We start from the raw sequence: 16,124 nt of genomic DNA, 5'->3' as shown, positions 1-16,124 counted from the left end.
CGGCCGACGTGCCGCCCTGATTATTTAACCGGCGACATCCTGCAGCGCTTGCTCTAAATCGTACCAGCGGAAACCAAATCCCGACTCTTCCAGCCGCTTTGGCAAAACATGTTGCCCGCCCAGCACCAGCACCGCCGATTCCCCCATCATCAGCTTGATGGCGCTGGCCGGCGTGCGCATAAAGGCCGGACGATGCATCACATGCCCCAGCGTGGCGGCGAACTGCTCATTACGCACCGCATAAGGTGCAACCATGTTGAAAGGCCCGCGCAGTTCCGGGTGATCGATCAGCCACAACAGCGCGTTCACCAGATCGTCGATATGAATCCACGGTAAATACTGTTTGCCGCTGCCAATCGGACCGCCCACACCCAGTTTGAACGGCAGCTTCATCTTCGCCAGGGCGCCGCCTTCTTTTGCCAGCACCACGCCGGTACGCAGCAAACAGACGCGGGTGCGGTCACTTTGCGCGGTTAACGCCAGTTGCTCCCAGCGTGCGCACAGCGCATGGGTAAATTCATCGTGGCCCGGATCGTCTTCGGTCAATACCAGATCGCCGGTATCGCCATAAAAGCCGGTGGCCGAGCCAGAGATCAAAAATTGGGGAGGATGGCTGCTGGCGTGGATCAGCGAGACCAGCTGTTCGGTAATCTGCCAGCGACTTTCGCAAAGCCGCTGTTTCTGTTGCTCGGTCCAGCGTTTATCCGCTATCGGTTCGCCTGCCAGATTGATCACGCCATCAATGCCGTTTAAATCGGATTGCTGATTAATGCCGGACCACAGCGCCACGTTGGGATTGAGTTTCTCTCGCGCGGCGGCGACATCGCGGGTGACAACGCTGACCTGATGCCCGAGCTGCAATAAGCGCGGGATCAGATGACGGCCAATCAGGCCGGTGCCGCCGGTGATAAGTAAATGCATGTTGAGCCTCCTTGTAATTTTTTCTCTGCTCAGATTCAGCATAGAAGAGAAGCACCCGTGCGGCGTGACTGGGCTTACGCTTATGAATAAAAAGGCGTAGTCAGCGCTGGCCTTAGCACCTAAACATCCGACCAGCGCACCATTGCCTTAACAAATAAAAATCGGTAAACATGATGCACACCTGACGCTTTCCTGAGGCAGCCAATGAATTATCCAACCATTACCTTGTGGTCCGATTCTTCCTTTTTCAGCCCTTACGCCATGTCGGTTTATGTTGCGCTAACCGAGAAGGGGATTCCCTTTACCCTCAAGCGCGTCGATTTATCACAGAACGCGCAGTGGGATGATGATTATCGTGCACTCTCTCTTACCTGCCGCGTACCCACGTTGCAAATCGATGAGGTGGTTCTGACGGAGTCTTCAGCGATTGCTGAGTATCTGGAGGAGCGTTTTCCAGCGCCAGAGTTCGAGCGACTCTATCCACGCGACCGCGAAAAACGGGCGCATGCACGTGAAGTGCAGGCGTGGCTGCGCAGCGATCTGATGCCGCTGCGATCGGAACGTCCCACCGAAGTGCTGTTTGCCGGTGAGCGCTTTGCACCGCTCACGCCTGCGGGTGAGCAGGCCGCAAATAAACTGATTGCTGCGGTGCAGCGTCTGCTGCCGGAGGGACAGCAAAACCTGTTTGGTGAATGGTCGATTGCGGATACTGATTTAGCGGTGATGATTAATCGTCTGGCGCTGCACGGTGACGCGCTGCCAGTGAAGTTGCAGCACTATGCCGAGTTCCAGTGGCAGCGTGCTTCGGTACAGTTGTGGTTGGCTGAATCCGGTAAAACACGCTAAGCACGATGCGCCTTGCGATGGCGAAAAGAACGCATTACCTTACCGCAGATTCTAATAAAGCGTGGCAATCAGGCGCGTGCTGGGCACGCCGAAAACAGAAAAGGGTTATGGATGGTGGATCAAACGGCAGGTGATGGTATCGAGTGGGTTGATATCGTTAACGAAGAGAACGAAGTCATTGCGCAGGCCAGCCGTGCGCAGATGCGTGCGCAGTGTCTACGTCATCGCGCCACCTATATCGTGGTGCATGATGGCATGGGCAAAATTCTGGTGCAGCGTCGTACTGAAATTAAAGACTTTATGCCGGGTATGCTTGATGCCACCGCCGGCGGCGTGGTGCAGAGCGGTGAAGACCTGCTGGAATCTGCTCGTCGTGAAGCGGAAGAGGAATTAGGTATCGCGGCCGTTCCGTTTGCTGAGCACGGACAATTTTACTTCGAAGATCAGCATTGTCGCGTGTGGGGCGGGCTGTTTAGCTGCGTCTCGCATGGTCCGTTTGCGATGCAAGAGGAAGAAGTGGATGAGATTTTCTGGATGACGCCGGAAGAGATCACCGCGCGCTGTGATGAGTTCACTGATGATTCGCTGAAAGCACTGTCACTGTGGCTGAGCCGCAACAGTGATGCCGCACGCCGCAAGCAGAGCAGTGAAGCATAATTACGCTGCGATAAAAAAGGCGCCCATCGGGCGCCTTTTTGCTTTTTAAGCGAGCAGGAAAGCGATTAGCCTTCGGCTTGCTGTGACTGAATCGCCGTCAGTGCGATGGTATAGACGATGTCATCCACCAGTGCGCCACGCGACAAATCGTTTACCGGCTTACGCATGCCTTGCAGCATCGGTCCGATTGAGATCAGGTCGGCAGAACGCTGTACCGCTTTGTAAGTGGTATTACCGGTGTTCAGATCCGGGAAGATGAACACCGTAGCGCGACCAGCAACCGCTGAGTTTGGCGCTTTGGATTTGGCAACATCTTCCATAATCGCGGCGTCATACTGCAGCGGACCATCAATCACCAGATCCGGGCGTTTTTCCTGCGCGATGCGCGTTGCTTCACGTACTTTCTCTACGTCGCTACCGGCACCGGAGTTACCGGTGGAGTAAGAGATCATCGCAACGCGTGGATCGATACCGAAAGCTTTGGCTGAATCGGCAGACTGAATGGCGATTTCCGCCAGCTGTTCTGGGTTCGGATCCGGGTTGATGGCGCAGTCGCCATACACCAGAACCTGTTCCGGCAGCAGCATGAAGAACACGGAAGAGACCAGCGAGCTGTTTGGCGCGGTCTTGATCAGCTGCAGCGGTGGGCGAATGGTGTTCGCGGTGGTATGAACCGCACCTGATACCAGGCCATCAACTTCGCCACTCTCCAGCATCATGGTGCCCAGCACCACGTTGTCTTCCAGCTGCTCTTGCGCCACCACTTCGGTCATGCCTTTGCTCTTACGCAGCTCAACCAAACGCGGCACATAGTTTTCGCGTACCACTTCTGGATCGACGATGACGATGCCTTTGCCCAGTTCAACACCCTGAGCGGCAGCAACGCGCTGAATCTCTTCCGGATTACCCAGCAACACGCAGGTAGCGATGCCGCGTTCGGCACAAATTGCCGCCGCTTTAACCGTGCGCGGCTCGTCGCCTTCTGGCAGTACGATGCGTTTGCCGGCTTTACGCGCCAATTCGGTAAGCTGATAACGGAATGCCGGCGGTGACAGACGACGACTGCGCTCAGAGGTGGCGGTCAGCGATTCAACCCAATCGGCATTGATGAAGCTGGCTACGTATTCCTGCACTTTCTCAATACGCTGAATATCATCAGTAGGAACTTCCAGGTTGAAGCTCTGCAGGCTGAGTGAGGTTTGCCAGGTATTGGTTTTCACCATAAATACCGGCAGGCCAGTCTGGAACGCACGCTCGCACAGGCGCGCGATCGGCGCTTCAATCTGATAACCGCCGGTCAGCAACACCGCACCGATTTCCACGCCGTTCATCGCGGCCAAACATGCAGCCACCAGCACATCAGGACGATCGGCAGAAGTGACCAGCAGTGAGCCTGGACGGAAGTGCTCCAGCATGTGCGGAATACTGCGCGCGCAGAAGGTCACTGATTTAACACGACGCGTCTGGATTTCACCTTCGTTAATGATATCGGCATTCAGATGACGGCACATGTCGATGGCGCGGGTAGCGATCAGATCAAAGCTCCACGGCACACAGCCCAGCACCGGCAGCGGGCTGTTGGCAAACAGCTGCTTAGGATCGATGTTGGCGATGCTCGCTTTGGAAGAGTCATCAAAAATCTCTGACAGATCCGGGCGCGTGCGGCCTTGTTCATCCACTGGCGCATTCAGTTTGTTGATGATAACGCCAGTGATGTTTTTGTTTTTGCTGCCGCCGAAGCTGCTTTGCGTCAGTTCGATACGCTCTTTCAGCTGGGCCGGCGAATCGTTACCCAACGCCATCACGAAGACGATTTCTGCGTTCAGGGTTTTGGCGATTTCATAGTTCAGCGCCGAGGCGAACTGATGTTTACGCGTGGGGACCAGACCTTCAACCAGCACGACTTCGGCATCTTTGGCGTTCGCGTGGTAGTTGGCAATGATCTCTTCCATCAGCACGTCTTGCTGGTTAGAACCCAGCAGCGACTCAACGCGTGACATCTGCAGCGGTTCAGCAGCAGGAATCGCGGAGCTTTTACGGATAATGCTGGTGGTCTGATCTGGCGCATCGCCGCCCGCACGTGGCTGGGCAATGGGCTTGAATACGCTCAGGCGCACGCCTTTGCGCTCCATAGCACGGATCACGCCGAGGCTGACGCTGGTCAGGCCGACGCTGGTGCCGGTAGGAATGAGCATGATTGTACGTGACACGATAGAAACCTCTCAGGTGTTGCAGACTGTCTAAAACAACTCCGTCAGCCTAAGCTGACGGAGAGAAGTGTTTTTATGCGGTGAGACGCGCGGCATCTTGAGCAATCACCAACTCTTCGTTGGTTGGGATCACCACGGCTGGGCGAGTGCCTTCTTTATTGATGAAGCCAGATTTACCGAAGCGGGCTGCCAGGTTGCGCTCGTGATCGACCTCGAAGCCGAGCAGGCCCAGTTTCTGCAGCGCCAGTTCACGTACCATTGCTGCATTCTCACCGATGCCACCGGTGAAGATCACCGCATCCAGACGACCTTCCATCAGCGCAGTGTAGCTGCCGATGTACTTCGCCAGACGATGACAGAATACATCCATCGCACGTTTGGCATCCTCTTTGGTCGCGTAGTTATCTTCAACATAGCGGCAGTCGCTGGTGACTTCGGTCAAACCTAACAGGCCAGACTCTTTGGTCAGTAGTTTGTTAATGGCATCAACGCTCATGCCCAGTGCATCATGCAGGAAGAAGATGATGGCAGGATCGATATCACCGCTACGGGTACCCATCACTAAACCTTCCAGCGGGGTCAAACCCATTGAGGTGTCAACACACTGGCCGTTGCGGATTGCGGAAACTGAACCGCCGTTGCCAAGATGGCAAGTGATGATATTCAATTCACTCACCGGCTTGTTCAGCATTTTTGCGGCTTCCTGCGTCACATAGTAGTGGCTGGTGCCGTGTGCGCCGTAGCGGCGAACGCCGTGCTCTTTGTACAACTTGTAGGGCAGAGCATAGAGATAGGACTCTTCCGGCATTGTCTGATGGAATGCCGTGTCAAAAACCGCCACATTTTTATCGGAAAGATGCGGGAAGTTTTTCAGCGCTTCATCAATACCGATCAGATGCGCGGGATTGTGCAGCGGTGCAAATGAAGACGCATCTTTGATGCCCTGAATGACAGACTCGTCGATAATGACAGATTTCGTCAGCTGCTCGCCGCCATGAACAATACGGTGGCCGATTGCAGCGATTTGTGCCGAAAGCTCTGGTTTTTGTGCCAGAATAGATTTAACGATGAAGTTGAGCGCTTCGCTATGAGCAGCGCCTGCACCCAATGGGGCTTCTTGTTTGCTGCCTTCCAGCTTCCATTTGATACGCGCTTCAGGTAAATGGAAACATTCAGCCAGACCCGACAAATATTCGTCGCCAGTGGCTGGGTTGAGGATGGCAAACTTAAGAGAGGAGCTGCCGCAGTTTAGAACCAGTACTAACTTCGTCGACATGGAAGTACCTATTTTGTTAAATAGTGGCTAAAAATAACGCAATCAGACTAACAGCGTAGCCCATGAAAGCTGGTAGGTTAATGATAAACATCATGTGCTAGTCAAAAATTGAGTGACATGCAAAAAATTTTGGTGATTTTACGCTTATTTTTGATAGGCGTTTAGTGAAACATGGCTCTGGCCGCTCTTTTATTGAGCTAAAGCTTCCGGTAATGTTGCTTAAACGGCGTCAGAATACTCACTGTCACCCACAAAGACAAAAACTTTTGAAGGATGTCACGTAAAGTTGTGTAGTTATCGGTTTATTTTAAATATTGCAGATTTTGTTGAGGTCTATCATGGCGAATGAGACAGACAATCCCGGCTGGTTCAGCTTGTTCCAGCGCGGACAGCGATACATGAAGACCTGGCCTGCCGATAAACGCCTGGCGCCGGTGTTTCCCGAGAATCGTGTTGTTAATACCACCCGCTTTGCTATCCGTTTTATGCCGCCGCTGGCAATTTTCACGCTGACGTGGCAAATCGCCCTTGGTGGACAGCTCGGCCCAGCGATTGCAACGGCGCTTTTTGCCTGTAGCCTGCCGATGCAAGGTTTGTGGTGGTTGGGTAAACGCTCTGTGACGCCTTTGCCGCCAACCCTGCTGCAGTGGTTTCATGAGGTGCGCACTAAGCTGGAAGAAGCGGGTCAGGCGATTGCGCCTGTGGACGGTAAGCCGACTTACCAATCGCTCGCTGACGTATTAAAGCGCGCTTTTAAACAGCTTGATCGCACTTTCCTCGACGATCTTTGATCTGCTGACGCTTTTACCGGGCAGAGAATTTGAGCCAAATCCCGGTTCAAATCAAAGAAAAGTGATGCGGACACACACGCATCACTCTCCTTGTGTAATCATTTCTTAATTGTTTAAATCTTAAGCGGCCTTGCCGGCCCGGGAGCAAACTATGGAAATGACCCACGCGCAACGACTCATCCTTTCCAACCAATATAAAATGATGGCAATGCTCGAGCCCGATAACGCCGAGCGCTATCGCCGCTATCAAACCATTATTGAGCGCGGCTACGGCCTGCAGTTACGCGAACTGGACAAGGAGTTCGGCGAGTTAACGGAAGCCACTTGTCGCCAGCTCATCGATATTATGGAAATGCACCATGCGCTGCATGTTTCCTGGTCGAACCTGAAAGATGGCAATTCTATTGACGAGCGTCGCCTGGCGTTTCTTGGATTTGATGCCGCCACGGAAGCGCGTTACCTCGGTTATGTACGATTTATGGTGAATGTTGAGGGACGCTACACCCACTTTGATTCCGGCACGCACGGTTTCAATGCGCAAACACCGATGTGGGAAAAATACCAACGTATGCTAACGGTGTGGCAAACTTGTCCACGTCAGTATCATCTCAGCGCGAATGAGATCGCGCAGATTATCAATGCCTGAATAAGGAGCGATGTGTGAAGTACAGGGGTTTTCTGTTTGATTTAGACGGCACGCTGGTGGATTCACTGCCTGCAGTGATTCGCGCATGGTCACTGTGGGGCGAGCGCCACGGCCTATCGGCGGATGAGGTCCTGAGCTACATACATGGAAAGCCTGCTATCAATTCGCTGCGCCATTTCATGGCGGGACAATCGGAAGAGGCAATCCAGGCGGAGTTCCTCTGGCTTGAACGCTTAGAGGCTGAGGATACGCAAGGGGTGAAAGCCATTCCGGGTGCGTTAGCGTTACTCGATACGCTGAACGAGTTACAGATTCCCTGGGCAATTGTGACGTCCGGTTCGATTCCGGTCGCGCACGCGCGCCATAAAGCGGCAAATCTACCGATGCCAGAAGTCTTTATCACCGCTGAGAATATTAAGCATGGCAAGCCGAATCCAGAGCCTTATTTGCTGGGCGCGGAACGTTTAGGGCTTTCGGCGACACACTGCGTTGTAGTTGAGGATGCGCCAGCGGGCATCATTTCAGGTTTAGAGGCGGGCAGCGCGGTCGTTGCTGTGAATGCACCAGCAGATTCGCCGCGTCTCAACGACGTGGCGTTTCGCGTTACGACGCTGGAACCTGTAAAGGTGACGAAAGAGAGTAGCGGCGAGTTTACGCTCTCAGTTAATGCATAATGAAACGGGCCTGAACGGCCCGTTTTTTATAATGGGGTATCTTGCGAAATCTCATCCAATGACAGGCTAAAGCTGGGGATAAACACCTCAACGAAATAGTCCATCTCCGGCGAGCGACGCTGTGAGAGCGTTTTTTCCAGACGCGCTTTCGCCAGCAGAAACTCGTTATTGCCCGCCGACAACTCTTCCAGACATTTTACGTAGGCGCAAAGTGCATCCGCTTGCTTCACCACCGATTGCTCACTTTCAGTATGCAAGTGTTCATCGATCAACGGGCGATAGGCGTCCTGTAGTTCAGCTGGCAACATATCTATTAGCTTCTGCTGGGCGATCTTCTCAATTTTTTTGTATTCGTGCGCGATCTGCGCGTTGTAATACTTCACTGGCGTAGGTAAATCACCGGTAAGCACCTCGCTGGCATCATGATACAGCGCCAGCATCGCGATACGCTCAGCATTAAGGTTGCCGTTAAACTTTTTGTTTTTAATGATGGCGAGTGCATGAGCGACCATCGCCACCTGCAAGCTATGTTCGGAGACGTTTTCGGTGCGCACATTGCGCATCAGCGGCCAGCGATTGATCAGTTTGAGGCGAGAGAGATGGGCAAAAAAATGGCTACGAGTCATGGGCGGTTCCTGTTCGCATGGCGGGGAGAGCGAAGCGAACGCTCTCCCCGAAATACGATCACTATACCCTAAATAATTCAAGTCCCCATGAGGGTGACTTGAATATCCACGGATACACACGTGTCACCGATTACTGGCGATACCCTTGCAGGAAGCGACCAAACTTACTTACGGCCATTTCCAGATCGTCCACGCGCGGCAGCGTAACAATGCGCACGTGATCCGGCCACGGCCAGTTGAAAGCGGTACCCTGAACCAGCAGCACTTTCTCTTGCAACAGGAAATCCAGTACCATCTTTTGATCGTCGAAGATGTTGAATTTCTTGGCATCAATACGCGGGAACATGTACAGCGCTCCCTGCGGTTTAACGCAGCTGACGCCTGGAATATCGTTGATTAACTCCCACGCACGCTGACGCTGTTCATACAAACGACCGCCTGGGGCGATGAATTCGCTGATGCTCTGATAGCCGCCGAGCGCCGTTTGAATTGCGTGCTGTGCCGGAACGTTGGCACACAGACGCATCGAGGCCAGCATTTCCAGCCCTTCAATATAACCCTTGGCATGTTTCTTCGGCCCATTCAATACCATCCAGCCTTGACGGAAACCCGCCACGCGATAGGTTTTGGACAAGCCGTTAAACGTTACGGTCAGCAGGTCTGGCGCCAGTGCTGCAATCGAATGATGTTGAGCTTCGTCGTACAAAATTTTGTCGTAGATTTCGTCGGCGAAAATAATCAGGTTGTGCTGGCGTGCAATCTCAACAACCTCCAGCAATAGCTCTTTGCTATAAACCGCGCCGGTCGGATTATTGGGGTTGATGATGACAATGCCACGCGTGCGCGGCGTAATCTTGCTGCGAATATCATCCAGGTCTGGGAACCAGCCAGCCGATTCATCACACAGGTAATGCACCGCTTTACCGCTCGACAGCGAAACTGCAGCCGTCCAAAGCGGATAGTCGGGTGCGGGCACTAACATTTCGTCGCCACTGTTAAGCAATGCCTGCATGGCTTGCACAATCAGTTCCGATACACCGTTACCGATATAAATGTCTTCGACAGTAACGTCGCGCATATCGCGCGCCTGATAGTGCTGCATGATCGCTTTACGCGCCGAATACAGACCTTTTGAGTCGCAGTAACCTTGCGAGCTCGGCAGATTACGAATGACATCCACCAAAATTTCATCAGGCGCTTCAAAACCAAACGGGGCGGGGTTACCGATGTTCAGTTTGAGAACTTTGTTGCCTTCTTCTTCGAGACGTTTAGCCTCTTTCAGTACCGGACCACGGATGTCATAACAGACATTTTCCAGCTTGCCGGATTTATCAATTTGAAAATTCATCATTACCGCCTTTAAGGGCAGAGTCCTTTAACCTGCCACCAAAAATCAAACTTGCCCAATTTACTCTTCTCACCTTAACAAAAGAAGGGCAGCGCTTGGTTTTGGCGCATTTGCCATTTTTTCCCGCGCCGCATGGCGTAAAAGTCATTGGAATTCTATTAATCTGGTTCATTAATTCAGGGATGCAGTAATTGGTAAGATTAAACACTGCTTAGCTATGGCAGACGTGTAAATGCCTTCTTCCATCAGCATGGCGGACTATTCAGAAATTTTTCAGTCACAATTGGCTTATAAAAACATTAGCGACCTAATGAAATAGTTAAGTGATTCTTGTTAGATGGCGAAAAAACGTCGGTTAATGGTTAAGCTCTAACTGGTGTTACAAAATGCAGTTCATTCTCATTCAGTTTTCAGGGATAGGATTAAGCTCCAGCAATGAGACAAATGTGGTGTAAAACACGGGTAAAATAGCATTTGTGCTGTAACTTTAACGCAAGTGTTTAAGATTCAGAACCTGGGGGGCTTAAAATAAGAGCAGCGTTATGGCAGGATGTGTGCGAAAAGGCTTTTGGTCAAAAATTGCAATGTTTTGAACAAAAACATTTCCATTTATAGCGTAAAAATGATTAAGTATAATTTATTATTTGATGCACTTTATCGCTTCGCATCTGCTTAACATGATGTTATTTCTTTTTGACCCGCAAGGACTTTACGCGGGATACATAGACAACTACGCAGCTTCCAGCACCTGTACGACATACGTTTCCGGCCCAGAAGTTCTGCTGTCTATAATGACGACGCTGCTCTGATCTCAGAGTGGTGCGATCGTCGGCATCCGCATAACAAAATTTTTTCGTGGCAGCCTCAACACAGGGCTGTCATTAAGCACCATTGCCTCTTATCTCTTTGATAAGTCGGGTAATACACCAGGGTAGTAGTTTTAAAAAATCTTATAAGTGAAGAAAAAAACATGACTAATGCAAATCGTCCGATACTGAATCTCGACCTCGATCTGCTGCGTACATTTGTTGCCGTTGCCGATCTGAATACTTTTGCAGCGGCCGCTGCCGCGGTATGCAGAACGCAGTCAGCAGTGAGCCAGCAGATGCAACGTCTGGAACAATTGGTAGGTAAAGAGCTGTTTGCCAGACATGGACGTAATAAATTGCTGACGGAGCATGGCATTCAACTGCTGGGTTACGCCAGGAAAATCCTTCGTTTTAACGACGAAGCTTGCACCTCTTTAATGTACAGCAACATCCAGGGCGTTCTTACCATTGGCGCTTCAGATGATACCTCAGATACCATTCTGCCGTTCCTGCTTAATCGCGTAACGTCGGTTTATCCGAAGCTGGCCATTGATGTTCGTGTCAAACGCAACCCGTTCATGATGGAAATGCTCAATCAAGGTGAAGTTGATCTGGTTGTGACCACGTCCAGCCCAGGCAATTTTACCCATCAGGTACTGCGAACTTCACCCACGTTGTGGTACTGCGCGGCGGATTATATCTTCCAGCGCGGTGAAGCCATTCCTTTGGTTCTGTTGGATGAGCCAAGCCCTTATCGCGATATGGCGATTGATCACCTCAACGAAGCTGGAATTCCGTGGCGCATCTCTTATGTCGCGTCTACGTTAGCTGCGGTACGTGCAGCTGTTAAGGCCGGTTTGGGTGTGACAGCGCGTCCAGTTGAAATGATGAGCCCAGAGCTGCGAGTGATGGGAGCGGCGGAAGGTTTGCCAGTGCTGCCGGATACCCAGTATTTGCTGTGCCGTAATCCAGACAGCGATAACGAACTGGCGCTGGCTATTTTCAATGCCATGCAGTCCACCAACGATCCGTACAATTTGAGTGCTAATCCAGACGGTACATTGTTGTTGGATGATGAAGAGTAAGTACTGCAGTAACTGATAATTCCTCCTAAATGGAATACCGGTTAATTGTTAAAACTTAGATAAATGAGCCTTAGCGAATTAATTACCCGCTAAGGCTTTTTTTATGCCCGTTTGTTGACCTTTTTTGACCAATTATCCTGCCGAAGATTTCCCCATCATCTTAAAATATGGAATGCGTTCCATTCTTCTTCAGGATGGAATGATTTTATCAATTCGTGCCCTCTTTCCCAGGGCATTTGCCCGTCTGTAACGCTGTTTTTTGCATCATAAAACCCATTTATGTGCTTTGGATCAAAAAAATACCCCTGATAAGGGGGGGGAATCTTCGACAAGACCTGTCAAAATATGATTGTTAAATGCACGATCCATGCATGTGAATACCCGCTACACTAAAATTAACCTCACAAACTGAAGCGATTTAGCTGGCGATCGCAGAGGTGAATGTTAATAATATGCTGCAGCTGTAAAATAATGTTTGGATACTTTTGTCAAAGTTGACAAAAGGTTATAGAAAGGAGTAAAAACCCCTATAAAATTGCTGCTTTATTGCTAATGACAGCAAACTTTATAAGGTTTTTTATCCTTCCCTTGAATCGATGTGGTGTGTTTGCTGCAACAGTGCAGGATGCCATCACCACTTTTGATGAGTAAGCAAAGAGTATGTCGACAACTACAGAAGTGATCGCTCATCACTGGGCATTTATTGTTTTTATCGTTATCGCATTTGGCCTGTGTGCCTTCATGTTGACCGGTGGATGGTTGTTGGGTGGACGTGCGCGTGCGCGACACAAAGACACCCCGTTCGAATCGGGTATTGAGTCGGTCGGTGACACTCATATTCGCCTCTCTGCAAAATTCTATTTGGTTGCGATGTTCTTCGTCATCTTCGACGTCGAAGCCCTCTATTTATACGCATGGTCGACTTCTATTCGCGAAAGCGGTTGGGTCGGCTTTGTCGAAGCCGCAATTTTCATTTTGGTGCTCTTGGCAGGCCTGGTTTATCTGGTGCGCATCGGTGCGCTGGATTGGGCTCCTGCGCGTCGTCGCGTAGTAGTCAAATCTGTCCCGGTCAGTCACAGCCACACCAACCCTCATAAGCAGTAAAAGCGAGGCAATAAGATGGACTACACGCTGACACGCGTAGACCCGAACGGGGGCGGCGATAACGATCGTTATCCTCTGCAGAAACAGGAAATTGTTACCGATCCGCTGGAGCAGCACGTTCACCGCAGCGTCTATATGGGCAAGCTCGAACACGCTCTGCATGACATGGTGAACTGGGGACGTAAAAACTCTCTGTGGCCATATAACTTCGGTCTCTCCTGCTGCTACGTGGAGATGACCACGTCATTCACTGCGGTGCATGATGTGGCACGTTTTGGTGCGGAAGTTATGCGCGCCTCACCACGTCAGGCTGACTTCATGGTGATTGCCGGAACGCCATTTACCAAAATGGCGCCGGTTATTCAGCGTTTGTATGACCAAATGCTGGAGCCGAAATGGGTGATCTCCATGGGCGCGTGCGCTAACTCCGGTGGTATGTACGACATCTACTCGGTAGTGCAGGGCGTAGATAAATTCCTGCCGGTGGATGTGTATATCCCAGGCTGCCCACCGCGTCCTGAAGCGTATATGCAAGCGCTGCTGCTGCTGCGTGAGTCGATTGGTAAAGAGCGTCGTCCACTGTCGTGGGTGGTTGGCGATCAAGGTGTTTACCGCGCCAATATGCAGCCAGAGCGTGAAAGGAAACGTGGTGAGCGTATTGCCGTCACCAACCTGAGAACGCCAGACGAAGTTTAAGCTTCCCGTTCACGGATGGAGCCACGGCCGCAGCAGAACATCACAATTTAATGTGCGCCGCCATCCTGACGCCTTCTTTTGAGCGCCTGATTACAGGCCGGAATGGTGAGTAACGTATGACTGATTTAACCACGCAAGATCTCGCACAGCCTTCATGGCAAACCCGCGATCATCTGGATGATCCAGTGGTCGGCGAGCTGCGTAACCGTTTTGGGCCGGATGCCTTTACCGTTCAGGCCACCCGCACCGGCATTCCGGTAGTTTGGGTGAAGCGTGAACAGCTATTGGAAATCGTTGAATTCCTGCGCAAGCTGCCAAAGCCGTATGTCATGCTCTATGACTTACATGGTTTTGATGAACGTTTACGCACTAACCGCGCCGGATTGCCCGCCGCGGATTTTTCCGTTTTCTATCACCTGCTGTCGATTGAACGCAACCGCGACATCATGCTCAAGGTGGCGCTGTCTGAAAACGATCTGAATGTGCCAACCATCACCAAAATTTTCGCCAACGCCAACTGGTATGAGCGCGAAACATGGGAGATGTTCGGTATTACCTTCAATGGTCACCCGCACCTGACGCGCATCATGATGCCGCAGACCTGGGAAGGCCATCCGCTGCGTAAAGATTATCCGGCGCGTGCCACCGAGTTCGATCCCTTCGAACTGACCAAACAGAAAGAAGATCTGGAGATGGAGGCGCTGACCTTCAAGCCTGAAGATTGGGGCATGAAGCGTAGCACCACCAACGAGGACTTCATGTTCCTCAACCTCGGCCCAAACCACCCGTCTGCGCACGGTGCCTTCCGCATCATTCTGCAACTCGATGGTGAAGAGATTGTCGATTGCGTTCCCGATGTTGGCTACCACCATCGTGGCGCTGAAAAAATGGGCGAGCGCCAATCCTGGCACAGCTACATTCCGTACACCGACCGTATCGAGTATCTCGGCGGCTGTGTCAACGAAATGCCGTATGTGCTGGCAGTAGAAAAACTGGCGGGCATCACCGTACCGGATCGCGTCAATGTGATTCGCGTGATGCTGTCCGAGCTGTTCCGCATCAACAGCCATCTGCTCTATATCTCCACCTTTATTCAGGACGTCGGCGCCATGACGCCAGTGTTCTTCGCCTTCACCGATCGTCAGAAAATCTATGACGTGGTTGAAGCGATCACCGGTTTCCGTATGCACCCAGCGTGGTTCCGTATTGGCGGCGTCGCGCATGATCTGCCGAAAGGCTGGGAGCGCCTGTTGCGCGACTTCCTCGACTGGATGCCGAAACGTCTGAAAGAGTACGACAAAGCTGCGCTGCGCAATACCGTGTTGATGGGCCGTTCGCAGGGCGTTGCGGCGTACAACATGGATGAAGCGCTGGCATGGGGCACCACCGGTGCCGGTCTGCGCGCTACCGGTTTGGATTTTGACGTGCGTAAATGGCGTCCGTATTCAGGCTACGAAAACTTCGATTTCGAAATTCCCGTTGGCGCAGGCATCAGTGATGCGTACACCCGCGTTCAGCTGAAAATGGAAGAGATGTGGCAGTCACTGCGTATCCTGGAGCAGTGCCTGAACAACATGCCTGAAGGCCCGTTCAAAGCGGATCATCCGCTGACCACACCGCCACCGAAAGAGCGCACGCTGCAGCACATTGAAACCCTGATCACCCACTTCCTGCAGGTTTCGTGGGGCCCGGTGATGCCGGCCAACGAATCCTTCCAGATGATTGAGGCGACCAAAGGGATCAACAGTTACTACCTGACCAGCGATGGTAGCACCATGAGCTATCGCACCCGCGTGCGTACGCCGAGCTTCCCGCACCTGCAGCAGATCCCATCGGTGATCCGCGGCAGCCTGGTATCCGACTTGATCGTTTACCTCGGTAGTATCGATTTTGTTATGTCAGACGTGGACCGCTAATTATGCACGATCAAAAGATTGCTATTCACACCATCGACCCGACTGAGGTCTTCGTGCTGAGTGAGGCCGAGCACCACGCTATCGAGCACGAAAAACACCATTACGAAGATGCGCGTGCGGCTTCGATTGAAGCGTTGAAGATCGTGCAGAAACAGCGCGGTTGGGTGCCGGATGGCGCGATTAACGCTATCGCAGAAGTACTCGGAATTCCCGCCAGTGATGTGGAAGGTGTTGCCACTTTCTATAGCCAGATCTACCGCACGCCGGTTGGCCGTCACGTGATTCGCTACTGCGACAGCGTAGTGTGCCATATCACCGGTTATCAGGGCATTCAGGACGCACTTGAGCAGAAGCTGAATATTAAGCCTGGTCAAACCACGGCGGATGGTCGCTTTACGCTCTTGCCTACCTGCTGCCTCGGTAATTGCGATAAAGGGCCAACCATGATGGTGGACGAAGATACGCATGTTCATCTGACGCCTGAAGGCATCGCCAACTTGCTGGAGCAGTATCAATGAC

15 protein-coding genes are annotated in these 16,124 nt (G+C 51.9%); 10 read left to right on the top strand and 5 right to left on the bottom strand.

Annotated elements, in window-relative coordinates; genetic code table 11:
• Positions 1–24 precede the first annotated feature (24 nt).
• The gene (locus WH298_RS03240) at positions 25–921 is read right to left on the bottom strand and encodes a TIGR01777 family oxidoreductase (protein ID WP_049852893.1); all 897 of its coding nucleotides are present in this window, start codon (positions 919–921) and stop codon (positions 25–27) included.
• Between the two features lie 204 nt (positions 922–1,125).
• On the opposite strand from WH298_RS03240, the gene yfcF reads away from it, so the two are divergent.
• Both yfcF and yfcD read left to right on the top strand, forming a co-directional pair.
• Positions 1,126–1,767: a glutathione transferase gene (yfcF, locus tag WH298_RS03235; RefSeq protein ID WP_049852892.1), complete on the top strand. Its 642-nt coding sequence runs from the start codon at positions 1,126–1,128 to the stop codon at positions 1,765–1,767.
• A 111-nt stretch (positions 1,768–1,878) separates the two neighbouring features.
• Positions 1,879–2,424 (top strand): NUDIX hydrolase YfcD, encoded by a 546-nt coding sequence (yfcD, locus tag WH298_RS03230; protein WP_007889295.1) that lies wholly within the window; start codon positions 1,879–1,881, stop codon positions 2,422–2,424.
• A gap of 65 nt (positions 2,425–2,489) precedes the next feature.
• Here yfcD and pta read toward each other — a convergent pair whose 3' ends face one another.
• Both pta and ackA read right to left on the bottom strand, forming a co-directional pair.
• The gene (gene pta, locus WH298_RS03225; protein ID WP_007889297.1) at positions 2,490–4,634 is read right to left on the bottom strand and encodes a phosphate acetyltransferase; all 2,145 of its coding nucleotides are present in this window, start codon (positions 4,632–4,634) and stop codon (positions 2,490–2,492) included.
• Between the two features lie 73 nt (positions 4,635–4,707).
• Positions 4,708–5,910, bottom strand: a complete 1,203-nt coding sequence (gene ackA / locus WH298_RS03220) for an acetate kinase (RefSeq protein WP_180822209.1) — start codon at positions 5,908–5,910, stop codon at positions 4,708–4,710.
• 338 nt (positions 5,911–6,248) lie between these two features.
• On the opposite strand from ackA, the gene yfbV reads away from it, so the two are divergent.
• From yfbV to WH298_RS03205, 3 genes are all read left to right on the top strand, one after another.
• Entirely contained in the window at positions 6,249–6,701 is a 453-nt protein-coding gene (gene yfbV, locus WH298_RS03215; protein ID WP_007889303.1) for a terminus macrodomain insulation protein YfbV, read from the top strand.
• Positions 6,702–6,852: 151 nt separating this feature from the next.
• Entirely contained in the window at positions 6,853–7,347 is a 495-nt protein-coding gene (locus WH298_RS03210; protein ID WP_180822208.1) for a YfbU family protein, read from the top strand.
• Between the two features lie 14 nt (positions 7,348–7,361).
• A complete protein-coding gene (locus WH298_RS03205; protein WP_180822207.1) occupies positions 7,362–8,021 on the top strand; it encodes a sugar phosphatase in 660 nt (219 codons plus the stop codon).
• 26 nt (positions 8,022–8,047) lie between these two features.
• Here WH298_RS03205 and yfbR read toward each other — a convergent pair whose 3' ends face one another.
• Both yfbR and WH298_RS03195 read right to left on the bottom strand, forming a co-directional pair.
• Positions 8,048–8,647 (bottom strand): 5'-deoxynucleotidase, encoded by a 600-nt coding sequence (gene yfbR, locus WH298_RS03200; protein ID WP_007889310.1) that lies wholly within the window; start codon positions 8,645–8,647, stop codon positions 8,048–8,050.
• Between the two features lie 130 nt (positions 8,648–8,777).
• A complete protein-coding gene (locus WH298_RS03195) occupies positions 8,778–9,995 on the bottom strand; it encodes a pyridoxal phosphate-dependent aminotransferase (RefSeq protein WP_036620879.1) in 1,218 nt (405 codons plus the stop codon).
• A gap of 970 nt (positions 9,996–10,965) precedes the next feature.
• Here WH298_RS03195 and lrhA point away from each other — a divergent pair.
• From lrhA to nuoE, 5 genes are all read left to right on the top strand, one after another.
• Positions 10,966–11,889 carry a transcriptional regulator LrhA gene (gene lrhA, locus WH298_RS03190; RefSeq protein WP_007889314.1) on the top strand — a complete coding sequence of 308 codons (924 nt, stop codon included), beginning with the start codon at positions 10,966–10,968 and terminating at the stop codon, positions 11,887–11,889.
• Positions 11,890–12,549: 660 nt separating this feature from the next.
• Entirely contained in the window at positions 12,550–12,993 is a 444-nt protein-coding gene (locus WH298_RS03185) for an NADH-quinone oxidoreductase subunit A (protein ID WP_007889316.1), read from the top strand.
• 15 nt (positions 12,994–13,008) lie between these two features.
• Positions 13,009–13,689, top strand: a complete 681-nt coding sequence (locus tag WH298_RS03180; RefSeq protein ID WP_007889318.1) for a NuoB/complex I 20 kDa subunit family protein — start codon at positions 13,009–13,011, stop codon at positions 13,687–13,689.
• A 116-nt stretch (positions 13,690–13,805) separates the two neighbouring features.
• On the top strand, positions 13,806–15,605 hold the full coding sequence (nuoC, locus tag WH298_RS03175; RefSeq protein ID WP_007889320.1) for an NADH-quinone oxidoreductase subunit C/D: 1,800 nt from the start codon (positions 13,806–13,808) through the stop codon (positions 15,603–15,605).
• A gap of 2 nt (positions 15,606–15,607) precedes the next feature.
• Positions 15,608–16,123, top strand: coding sequence for an NADH-quinone oxidoreductase subunit NuoE (nuoE, locus tag WH298_RS03170; protein WP_007889323.1), 516 nt, complete (start codon positions 15,608–15,610; stop codon positions 16,121–16,123).
• The last annotated feature ends 1 nt before the right edge of the window (position 16,124 follow it).

The organism is Pantoea nemavictus (assembly GCF_037479095.1).
GTDB lineage: Bacteria > Pseudomonadota > Gammaproteobacteria > Enterobacterales > Enterobacteriaceae > Pantoea > Pantoea nemavictus.
This window is presented reverse-complemented; position numbering and strand designations above follow the sequence as displayed.

Bases quoted from the DNA above. Each gene is read 5' to 3' on its own strand.
- WH298_RS03240 (WP_049852893.1), bottom strand. From the start codon at position 921: ATGCATTTACTTATCACCGGCGGCACCGGCCTGATTGGCCGTCATCTG.
- yfcF (WP_049852892.1), top strand. From the start codon at position 1,126: ATGAATTATCCAACCATTACCTTGTGGTCCGATTCTTCCTTTTTCAGC.
- yfcD (WP_007889295.1), top strand. From the start codon at position 1,879: ATGGTGGATCAAACGGCAGGTGATGGTATCGAGTGGGTTGATATCGTT.
- ackA (WP_180822209.1), bottom strand. From the start codon at position 5,910: ATGTCGACGAAGTTAGTACTGGTTCTAAACTGCGGCAGCTCCTCTCTT.
- yfbV (WP_007889303.1), top strand. From the start codon at position 6,249: ATGGCGAATGAGACAGACAATCCCGGCTGGTTCAGCTTGTTCCAGCGC.
- WH298_RS03210 (WP_180822208.1), top strand. From the start codon at position 6,853: ATGGAAATGACCCACGCGCAACGACTCATCCTTTCCAACCAATATAAA.
- yfbR (WP_007889310.1), bottom strand. From the start codon at position 8,647: ATGACTCGTAGCCATTTTTTTGCCCATCTCTCTCGCCTCAAACTGATC.
- WH298_RS03195 (WP_036620879.1), bottom strand. From the start codon at position 9,995: ATGAATTTTCAAATTGATAAATCCGGCAAGCTGGAAAATGTCTGTTAT.
- lrhA (WP_007889314.1), top strand. From the start codon at position 10,966: ATGACTAATGCAAATCGTCCGATACTGAATCTCGACCTCGATCTGCTG.
- WH298_RS03185 (WP_007889316.1), top strand. From the start codon at position 12,550: ATGTCGACAACTACAGAAGTGATCGCTCATCACTGGGCATTTATTGTT.
- WH298_RS03180 (WP_007889318.1), top strand. From the start codon at position 13,009: ATGGACTACACGCTGACACGCGTAGACCCGAACGGGGGCGGCGATAAC.
- nuoC (WP_007889320.1), top strand. From the start codon at position 13,806: ATGACTGATTTAACCACGCAAGATCTCGCACAGCCTTCATGGCAAACC.
- nuoE (WP_007889323.1), top strand. From the start codon at position 15,608: ATGCACGATCAAAAGATTGCTATTCACACCATCGACCCGACTGAGGTC.